This is a genomic window from Cellulomonas sp. RIT-PI-Y (genome assembly GCF_025642745.1).
Classification (GTDB): Bacteria; Actinomycetota; Actinomycetes; order Actinomycetales; family Cellulomonadaceae; genus Cellulomonas.
Map to the genome: position 1 here is coordinate 1 of NZ_JANZKP010000093.1, position 922 is coordinate 922.

General features: G+C 66.8%; 1 protein-coding gene and 1 pseudogene. Both read right to left on the reverse strand.

Annotated features, from left to right (window positions below; genetic code table 11):
- A partial coding sequence (locus OGL89_RS16745) for a hypothetical protein (protein WP_263121309.1) occupies nt 1-479 on the reverse strand: 479 nt, incomplete at its 3' end.
- A gap of 13 nt (nt 480-492) precedes the next feature.
- Nucleotides 493-922 (reverse strand): annotated as a pseudogene (locus OGL89_RS16750) (glycosyl hydrolase); the annotation flags it as partial.

Sequence of the window (922 nt, forward strand, 5' to 3'; positions counted from 1 at the left end):
CCCAGGCCCCAGGTGTCGATGAACAGGTCGTAGATCGGGGTCTTGTACAGGCCCTGGGCGGCGGCGGCCAGGATCGTGATGACCAGGTAGGCCAGGGTGTACCAGAACGCGGCCTTGCCGATCGAGGAGTTCGACTTGAACGTGATCGAGCGCTGAGCGAAGAAGTTGATCACCTGCGCGATCAACAACGTGATCTGCACCGCCAGGAAGTACGCCAACCCCCCACCACCCTGGGGCAGGGCCCCGGCGGCGTAGTCGAACACGAAGAACTGCGACCCGTCCGGGTTCGACCCCACCGGCCAGACCTGGAACGCGGTATCGACCAGCGAGGTCATCCCGAAGACCCACTTGATCAACGGCATCAACGCCAGCTGCAGAACGGTGATGCCGTTGCTCAGCACGAAGAACACCACGAACTGGGCGACCCCGGGACGCTGCTGAGCGAACCGGGTCCAGGCGGCACGAAGACGGGAGAACATGCGGGGACTCGTTTCAGATCTCGCCGCGCAACTGGCGGGCGGTGGCGCGATTCGCGCGACGGTTACGGAAGAAGGCGCCCACGGTGACCCGCGCGCCGGAGAAGAAGTGCCCGTTCACGATCCGCAGAAGACCCTCGACCATCGCGACGTCGACCACGCCGCCCGTCATCTTCCCGATCGCCCGGAACGGCATGTTCAACAAGAACAAGATGTTCAGATCGGGCTTGCCCTTACGGTCGGCCGCGACCCGGCGCCAGGCCAGCACGCGGTAGGCGAACCGGGCCAGCGGTGAGGGCGCGTGGGCCATCGCGGACAACGGGTCGTTGATCCCGAGCGGCCCCGTGGCGGTGTCGACCGGCAACGGGCGGCCGAGCAACGCGGCGAAGTCCTGGTCCGAGACGCCCGCGACCCGTCCGGTGCGGTAGGCCTCGGGCAGGTCCTCG